Raw genomic sequence first — 8,915 nt, 5'->3', positions numbered from 1 at the left:
AACAATATCGAGCATTATTGACTAGAGATAAACTTTAACTACCACATTTTAATTCATATGCAGCAATCGTCCAAAGACTTATATGTATTACATATATTTAGTCAGCGTCTATATAATGGGTTAATTAAACCACATAACACTGCATTTAAGTTCAAAAATTAAAATTTAGCCACAAAAAAACCAGCATCGTTGCTGGTTTTTTCCAATAGTGTTTAATAATTAATCAACATACAAAAGCAAAGCTATTAGTTGCCTTCTTTTACGAATAGATAGCCTTTGCTACGTACTGTTTTAATACGTTTTGGATTTTCTGGATCATCACCAATTTTTGGACGAATACGTGAGATACGTACATCAATTGAACGATCTTGACCATCATACTCAATGCCGCGTAGACGCTCAAAAATATCTTCACGAGATAGAATACGGCCTGCATTAGAAGCAAGCAACCATAATAGATCATATTCAGCACTGGTGAAATCAACCAACTCCTCACCTAGATGCACTGAACGACCACCATTGTCGATTACTAACTCACCGAACTCTAGACGTTGTGGTACATCTTCTGAAGGTGCATTTTCTGAGCGGCGCAATAGCGCGCGAATACGAGCAAGCAATACACGTGGCTGAGCAGGCTTGGCAACATAATCGTCAGCACCCATCTCAAGACCCAATACTTGATCCATGTCTTCAGTACGTGCGGTCAACATCAAAATTGGGTTTTGATAATGTGGGCGCACTTCACGGCAAACTGTCAGACCATCGCTACCAGGTAGCATAACATCAAGTACAACCATATCTGGTTGCTCATTGACGATACGGCGAATAGCACGATTACCATCAGTTTCAATTGCTACTTCTAAACCATTTTTGACCAAGTAATCTTGAGTCAACATGGCCAGACGTTCATCATCTTCAACAATCAAGATTCGGGGGGTATTGTCTTCTTCAGTCGTTGTCATTGTTATATCCTCTAATACATCTAATTTAAAAGCAGTAAAAGTAAAAGCGGTAAAAATTAATAGCACCCTATAGTGGCACAATTTATGTTCGTATAGCTGTTACAAACTTAGTAGCACAGTATACTATTAAATGGTCAGCTTCCTATACTATAGCTGATAGTCGGTAACAAAACCTATAAACTACCTCTACCAAAACTTTAGTTTACGTCCAAAAATTCTGCTACTTACTTTACTGGTACTTAATAGTTTCTATTATTTATAGTTTGCTAGTTAAATGAACTGTCAAGCTAACATTATCGCGTACAATTACTGCTCGTTACTTATAATACGTTATCTCTAATATAACCATATATTATCGTTGTCGCTAGTGTCTTTTTGAGAAAAGCCTAATAGACAATGATTCATTGATAGTGGCTCATTGATAGTGACAAGGTATTTCCCCACTGATGGTTTAAACGACCATACGTCACAGCCAAAAATGATCATGTTCATTTACCACGAAACAGCTAATTTCATAATCAATAGACATAAAAAAACAGCCCATGATGGACTGTTCATTTATGATTGCTAAAACAATAGCTGTAAGCAACTGTTTAAAGCTATCAGTAATAAATTACGCGCGGTTTTTGTACTTACGAAGGGTCTGTAATTGTCCTACTGACTCTGCAAGTGAGGCCAAAGCCGCATTAGTTTGTAGTGTATCAGATTGGTTAACTAGCATTTGCTCAGCTTTTCTACGTGCTTCAACAATTTTGCTTTCGTCAAGATTGTGTGCACGCATAGCTGTATCAGCCAATACAGTAACCATTTTAGGCTGTACTTCTAGTACACCACCTGAGACGTAAATCACTTCTTCTTCACCGTTTGGCGTTTGCACTCGCATTGCACCTGGCTTTAGCAAAGTAATAAGCGGTGTGTGACCTGGCAATACACCAATCTCGCCTTCGGTACCAGTAGCTATTAACATGCTAATTTCGCCTGAATACAACTCTTCACGAGCACTTACGACGCGACATTGTAACGTTGCCATACTTAATTCCTTACCATCAAAGCGCGATCAAAAAACAGTAAAAACTGCGATGCGTTACTGAAGAGTAGATATAAGATTCATATTATATCTACTCATTAGCTCATACAACTTAAGCTGCAGAAGACTTCATTTTTTCAGCTTTAGCGACTACTTCATCAATGCTACCAGCCATGTAGAATGCCTGCTCTGGTAGGTCATCGTATTCACCAGCGATGATTGCTTTAAAGCTAGCAATGGTATCGCGTAGTGCTACATATTTACCAGGTGCACCAGTAAAGACTTCAGCTACGTGGAATGGTTGAGACAAGAAGCGCTGAATCTTACGAGCACGATAAACAACCAGTTTATCTTCTTCTGATAACTCATCCATACCCAAGATAGCGATGATGTCTTTAAGTTCTTTATAACGCTGTAGAACTTCCTGAACACCACGAGCAACATTATAATGCTCTTCACCAATTACTTGTGGATCTAGCTGACGCGACGTTGAATCGAGTGGATCAACCGCAGGATAGATACCTTGTGAGGCGATATCACGGCTTAGTACGACTGTTGCATCCAAGTGAGCAAACGTTGTAGCAGGTGATGGATCGGTTAAATCATCCGCAGGTACATATACAGCCTGAACTGAAGTAATAGAACCTGACTGAGTTGAAGTAATACGCTCTTGTAGCAAGCCCATTTCTTCAGCTAGTGTTGGCTGATAACCAACCGCTGATGGCATACGACCAAGCAATGCTGATACTTCAGTACCGGCTAGAGTATAACGGTAGATGTTATCAACAAACAGCAATACGTCACGACCTTTACCAGTGGCAGGATCTTTAGTATCACGGAAGTACTCAGCCATGGTCAAACCAGACAGTGCAACACGCAAACGGTTACCCGGTGGCTCATTCATCTGGCCATATACCATTGCTACTTTAGATTTGCTAAAGTCTTCAGTGTTTACAACGCCAGCTTCTTGCATTTCGTGATAGAAATCATTACCTTCACGAGTACGCTCACCAACACCAGCAAATACTGATAAACCTTCATGTTTTAGAGCGATGTTGTTGATAAGCTCCATCATGTTAACGGTTTTACCAACACCAGCACCACCAAACAGACCAACTTTACCACCTTTAGCGAACGGGCAAAGCAAATCGATTACTTTAATACCAGTTTCTAACAGCTCGGTGCTGTTTGACTGGTCAGCATAGCTTGGCGCATCACGGTGGATAGACCATTTTTCTTCTGCTGCAACAGGACCTTCTTCATCGATAGGACGACCAAGAACATCCATAATGCGACCAAGTGTGCCTGTACCTACTGGTACAGAAATAGCTGCACCTGTATTGGTAACAGGTAGGTTACGCTTTAGACCTTCAGTTGATCCCATAGCAATAGTACGTACGATACCATCACCTAGCTGTTGCTGTACTTCTAGGGTAGTTTCGGTACCATCTACTTCCAAGGCATCAAAAATTTGAGGAACTTCATTACGGTTGAACTCAACGTCAAGAACCGCGCCAATAATCTGTACAATACGACCGCTACTCATTGCGTTCTCCTTGAACTTCTATATATAGGTGTAGTCAATTATGAAACAGCAGCAGCACCGCCAACGATTTCCGAAATCTCTCGGGTAATCGCCGCTTGACGCAGCTTGTTATAAACCAACTGTAAATCGTTAATAAGGTCACCAGCATTATCTGTTGCCGCTTTCATCGCAACCATACGTGAAGACTGCTCAGAGGCGATGTTTTCCATTACCGCTTGATAGACAATCGACTCGATATAGCGACCAAGCAATTCATCAATCAATGTCTTGATGTCAGGCTCGTAGATATAATCCCAGCTAAGTTCTGTCTGTAGACCACTGTCTTCGTCATCAAATGATTGCTCTGGTAGAGGAACCAACTGATTAACCGTTGGTTTCTGGGTCATCGCATTGACGAATCGGTTGTAGACCACATAGATACGGTCAATATTACCGTTTCTATAGTCTTCAAGCATGGCTTGAACCGGTGCATTCAATTGCTCAAATGTTGGTTTATCGCCATAATCAGTCACAGCCGAGGTAACTTTACCACCAAAGTTTTTGAAGAAACTCACACCTTTGGCACCGATGACTGCAAACTCAGCTTGTACAGACTGATCTTGATAATCTTGAATACTTTTAGATAAGGCTTTGAATAGGTTAATATTCAAACCACCCGCTAGGCCACGGTCAGAGGTAATGACAATATAGCCAACCTTATTGACTGGACGCGATACCATATACGGATGTTTATAATCTGATGAGGCATGCACCAAATGTGAAATAACCCGGCGCATACTATCAGCATACGGGCGACCCACTTCCATGCGCTCTTGTGCACGGCGCATTTTACTTGCCGCTACCATTTGCATAGCACGAGTAATTTTCTGGGTGCTTTTAATACTGGTGACTTTGGCACGTATCTCTTTTAAGCTTGCCATAATGATTCCAATATAAGAGGGTTAAAAAGCATTGGCGCATGCGACAATCGTTTGATATACAACATTAATTCTACAGAATAATATTTTATATCTTGTGGCATTACGCGATCTAATACCGGTAATGGTTAAAACAGTGGCGCAAATATCTAGTCAGACAACGCGCCACTTTTCAAACGACAGTTATAACCAATTCGGCTTAACCCGTTAAATTAATAACTGTGATTTTGTTTAAAGGTCTCTAAAGCTGACTTTAAACGACCTGCGATATCATCATTGTAGTTCGCAGTGTCATCAATCTCACGCATCAATTCACTTTGCTCATCATGCATATAACGCAAGTATGCTTCTTCAAAAGAACCAATCTTTTCGACAGGAACGTCAGATAAGAAGCCTTCGTTTGAAGCATAGATAACGGCTGCTTGCTCAGAAATTGACATTGGTTGATACTGTTTCTGCTTCATCAACTCTGTAACACGCTCACCATGATCAAGCTGTTCGCGAGTTGCGTCATCAAGATCTGATGCAAACTGAGCAAATGCTGCTAGTTCACGATATTGAGCTAGAGCAGTACGAATACCACCAGATAATTTCTTAATAATCTTAGTCTGTGCTGAACCACCAACACGAGATACCGAGATACCAGCATTTACTGCCGGACGGATACCTGAGTTGAATAGGCTAGATTCTAAGAAGATCTGACCATCAGTGATTGAAATCACGTTAGTTGGTACGAATGCAGATACGTCACCAGCTTGTGTCTCAATGATTGGTAATGCGGTTAAAGAACCAGTTTTACCTTTCACTTCACCGTTAGTGAATTTTTCTACATAGTCAGCATTCACACGTGATGCACGCTCAAGTAGGCGTGAGTGTAAATAGAATACGTCACCAGGATAAGCTTCACGACCTGGCGGACGGCGTAGTAGTAGTGAGATCTGACGATAAGCAACTGCTTGCTTTGATAAGTCATCAAATACAATCAGTGCATCTTCGCCGCGGTCGCGGAAGTATTCGCCCATCGTACAACCTGAGTACGGTGCGATATACTGAAGTGCTGCAGGCTCTGATGCTGAAGCAACCACAACAGTGGTATATTCTAGTGCGCCAGTTTGTTCAAGCTTACGTACTACGTTAGCGATAGTCGAACGTTTCTGTCCGATAGCTACGTATACACATTTAATACCAGAAGCTTTCTGTGCGATAATCGCATCGATAGCCATCGCTGTTTTACCAGTCTGACGGTCACCAATGATAAGCTCACGCTGACCACGACCGATTGGAATCATGGTATCAACGGCTTTATAACCAGTCATTACTGGTTGATCTACTGATTGACGGTCGATAACGCCTGGAGCGATCTTTTCGACTTTGTCAGTCATCTTAGCGTCAATAGGACCTTTGCCATCAATAGGATTACCCAAAGCATCAACAACACGGCCTAACAGCTCAGGACCTACTGGTACTTCAAGAATACGACCAGTACAATAGGCTTTTTGACCTTCTTGCAGCTTTAGGTAATCACCAAGTACTACCGCGCCAACAGAATCACGCTCTAAGTTTAGAGCCATTCCGTAGATTTCGCCTTCAAACTCAATCATTTCGCCGTACATGGCATCTTCAAGACCATGAATCTGCACGATACCGTCAGATACTTTGACAATCGTGCCTTCATTCTTTGCAGTTGCACCCGCATCAAGGTCTTGAATACGCTGCTTAATCAGGTTACTGATTTCCGCTGGATTCAATTGTTGCATTGCCTTGTTTCCTTTAATTTATGATAACCCGCCCACTGACTTAAATGCTCTTATAATCATACCGTCAATATTTGACTGTATTGATGAATGGCATTAGGCAGTTAGCTGTGTTTTTAACTGTTGTAACTTGCCGCGCATCGAATCGTCAATAACTTTGTCACCGACTTTGATTGTAGCGCCTGCCAATAGACTTGGATCAACTGATTCGTGAATCACGATGCTCGCATTCAACGAGGTAGTCAGACGTGTTTGTATCGTCTGACGCTGTTCATCAGTCAATGGGTAGGCAGAAGTCACGTATGCGTCAAGCTGCTTTAAGCTTATTGCCTTGTGACGGCGATAATGCTCATAAATTTCAGGAAGCAGCGCTAGGCGCTCTTGTAGCGCTAACTGCTTAACAAAATTACTGAGCTCAGGTGATATTTTAGGGTAGCTAATACTGTTACCGTAGCGAGAACCTTTGCTCTCGCCTAGTAGCTGTTTAAAAGCAGAGTCGTTATCACCGGCCACTTGTGAGTCATAAAGATCGACCAAAGCAGCTGACTTATGCTCAGCAGAAACAGCTGGATTGTCTAGCCAAGTACTGAACGACTTGTCGTTGACAACAGTGCTAGCAACAAGCAAGAAATCTTCCCACTCAGGTACAGCGCCGTTTTCATTGGCATAGTCAAACGCAGCTTTAGCGTACGGTCGTGCTAGGGTTGATAAGTCAGCCATTATATCCTCACAATTACAGCTTCGCCGCCAGTTGGTCTAGCATACTGGCATGTTTTTGTGCATCGACTTTATCTTGCAAAATCTTCTCTGCACCAAGTACAGCCAGTTCAGCAACTTGGGCACGTAATGATTCACGCGCTTGATTGATTTCTTGGTCGATAGATGCTTGCGCTTGTTGACGAATGCGCTCACCTTCCGCTTGGGCTTGTGATTTTGCATCTTCGACTAGCTGATTGGCACTCTTGTTCGCTTGCTCAATTAGAGCAGCGGCCTTGGTCTTTGCAAGATCAAGTTCCTGCTGGACATTTTGCTCCGCGGTCGCCAGATCTGCTTTTGCTTTCTCTGCGGCATTCAGACCATCAGCAATTTTACGCTGACGCTCATTGATGGCACCGATAAGTGGTGGCCACACGAATTTCATGCAGAAAACCACAAATATTGCAAAAGCAATGGCTTGACCGACGAGGGTAAAATTGATATTCACGTGATCACCTCTTTGTTAATGAAAAATCAGTTTCATTGATCATGTTTGGTAGTCAAAATTTGACTATATTTGATAGAAAGCTTCCGAATACCAAACATTTACAACTGAGCTTTCGGATTAACCTGCTAGAGGGTTAGCGAACAACAATAGCATAGCAATACCAACACCGATCATCGGAATAGCATCAAGAAGACCTGCTACGATGAACATACGAGTTTGCAATTGTGAGCCAAGCTCTGGTTGACGCGCAACGCCTTCTAAGAATTTTCCACCTAGAATAGCAAAACCAATACCTGTGCCAAGTGCGCCAAGACCGATAAGTAGTGCTACTGCGATAACTGTGTAACCACCTAATACTGGATCCATTGATGTATCCTCATTTACCTATTGAATGTCTAATTAATGTTCAGTTGATGATGCAAGCGACATATAAACTATCGTCAGCATCATGAATACGAACGCTTGAAGTGTAATAACTAAGATGTGGAAGATAGCCCACGGTACCGATAACGCCCATTGAATCCAAAACGGCATTAGAGCAATCAGTATGAAAATCAATTCCCCAGCATACATGTTGCCGAATAGACGCAAACCAAGTGATACAGGTTTAGCTATTAGAGTAACTGCTTCTAGGATGAAGTTGATGGGAATCAAAATCGCTTGTACGATTGGGTTTTTGGCACCAAACGGATGCAGTGTTAACTCTCCGATAAAGCCGCCCAAACCTTTTTCTTTAATGCTATAAAAGATAATCAGTGCAAAGACAGAGAACGACATGCCAAGCGTGATGTTAGGATCAGTCGTTGGAACAATTTTAAAGAAAACATGATGTGGATCATGACCCATAGCAGCACCGATTTGCCCAGCAATACCTGGAATGAAATCGACAGGAATTAAATCCATCAAGTTCATCAAAAAGATCCAGACAAAAATGGTCAACGCCAATGGCGCAATCAATTTTGATGTACCACTATATGAATCACGAACGTTGTTATCAACAAACTCAACGATCATCTCAACTGCTGCTTGAGTTTTTCCTGGCACGTCTGAGGTGACTTTTTTGGCAACCATCCAAAAGACGGTGCAAAACAAAATGCCCAGACCAATTGACCATAGCATAGAATCAAGATGGATAGCATTAAAGCCCATTGCCCCTGCTTCTTCAGCAGTATGAGCAACTTTCCAACCTTCGCCCGGCAGATAGCCATACGTCCAATTCGTTAAGTGGTGAGAGATATATTCTGATGATGTTTGCTCGGATGCCATAATGTAAGCTTCTTATTAATCAACGATTTAATCAACTACCAAAAATATGGTTGTCATCTGATGAGGTATAATAACTGCATCTATTTTGCTATTAAGCCAAAATAAACGGTACTAAATCACTCATGTAACCAACAACATCCAACCCATAGTTCTATTACTAGTATGCAGTATTTGATAGCGTGAGATAAATTTTAGCTACCAAAAAAGGGCTTATGATAACTCAGTAATAGCCCTTGCAT

9 protein-coding genes are annotated in these 8,915 nt (G+C 41.8%); all 9 read right to left on the bottom strand.

Annotation, left to right across the window (positions count from 1 at the left end; all coding sequences use genetic code 11):
- Positions 1–245: 245 nt before the first annotated feature.
- Positions 246–962 carry a response regulator gene (locus tag ACT3QQ_RS05070; RefSeq protein ID WP_444520661.1) on the bottom strand — a complete coding sequence of 239 codons (717 nt, stop codon included), beginning with the start codon at positions 960–962 and terminating at the stop codon, positions 246–248.
- A gap of 613 nt (positions 963–1,575) precedes the next feature.
- Positions 1,576–1,992, bottom strand: coding sequence for a F0F1 ATP synthase subunit epsilon (locus tag ACT3QQ_RS05065; RefSeq protein ID WP_444520662.1), 417 nt, complete (start codon positions 1,990–1,992; stop codon positions 1,576–1,578).
- Positions 1,993–2,101: 109 nt separating this feature from the next.
- Positions 2,102–3,535 carry a F0F1 ATP synthase subunit beta gene (atpD, locus tag ACT3QQ_RS05060; protein WP_444522966.1) on the bottom strand — a complete coding sequence of 478 codons (1,434 nt, stop codon included), beginning with the start codon at positions 3,533–3,535 and terminating at the stop codon, positions 2,102–2,104.
- A gap of 38 nt (positions 3,536–3,573) precedes the next feature.
- Positions 3,574–4,455, bottom strand: a complete 882-nt coding sequence (gene atpG, locus ACT3QQ_RS05055) for a F0F1 ATP synthase subunit gamma (RefSeq protein WP_444520664.1) — start codon at positions 4,453–4,455, stop codon at positions 3,574–3,576.
- 209 nt (positions 4,456–4,664) lie between these two features.
- Complete coding sequence (gene atpA, locus ACT3QQ_RS05050; RefSeq protein WP_192518627.1) at positions 4,665–6,209, bottom strand: F0F1 ATP synthase subunit alpha; 1,545 nt, start codon at positions 6,207–6,209, stop codon at positions 4,665–4,667.
- 93 nt (positions 6,210–6,302) lie between these two features.
- Positions 6,303–6,926, bottom strand: coding sequence for a F0F1 ATP synthase subunit delta (locus tag ACT3QQ_RS05045; RefSeq protein WP_444520665.1), 624 nt, complete (start codon positions 6,924–6,926; stop codon positions 6,303–6,305).
- A gap of 13 nt (positions 6,927–6,939) precedes the next feature.
- Entirely contained in the window at positions 6,940–7,410 is a 471-nt protein-coding gene (locus ACT3QQ_RS05040) for a F0F1 ATP synthase subunit B (protein ID WP_319052000.1), read from the bottom strand.
- Between the two features lie 117 nt (positions 7,411–7,527).
- Positions 7,528–7,776, bottom strand: a complete 249-nt coding sequence (atpE, locus tag ACT3QQ_RS05035; protein ID WP_010197960.1) for a F0F1 ATP synthase subunit C — start codon at positions 7,774–7,776, stop codon at positions 7,528–7,530.
- Between the two features lie 33 nt (positions 7,777–7,809).
- Entirely contained in the window at positions 7,810–8,676 is an 867-nt protein-coding gene (gene atpB / locus ACT3QQ_RS05030; RefSeq protein WP_444520666.1) for a F0F1 ATP synthase subunit A, read from the bottom strand.
- Positions 8,677–8,915 lie beyond the last annotated feature (239 nt).

Origin of the sequence: Psychrobacter sp. AOP7-A1-24, assembly GCF_052376235.1 — a bacterium.
In the GTDB taxonomy this organism is placed as follows: domain Bacteria; phylum Pseudomonadota; class Gammaproteobacteria; order Pseudomonadales; family Moraxellaceae; genus Psychrobacter.
Note: the sequence above shows the minus strand (reverse complement) of the source record. Positions and strands in the feature narration are given on the sequence as shown.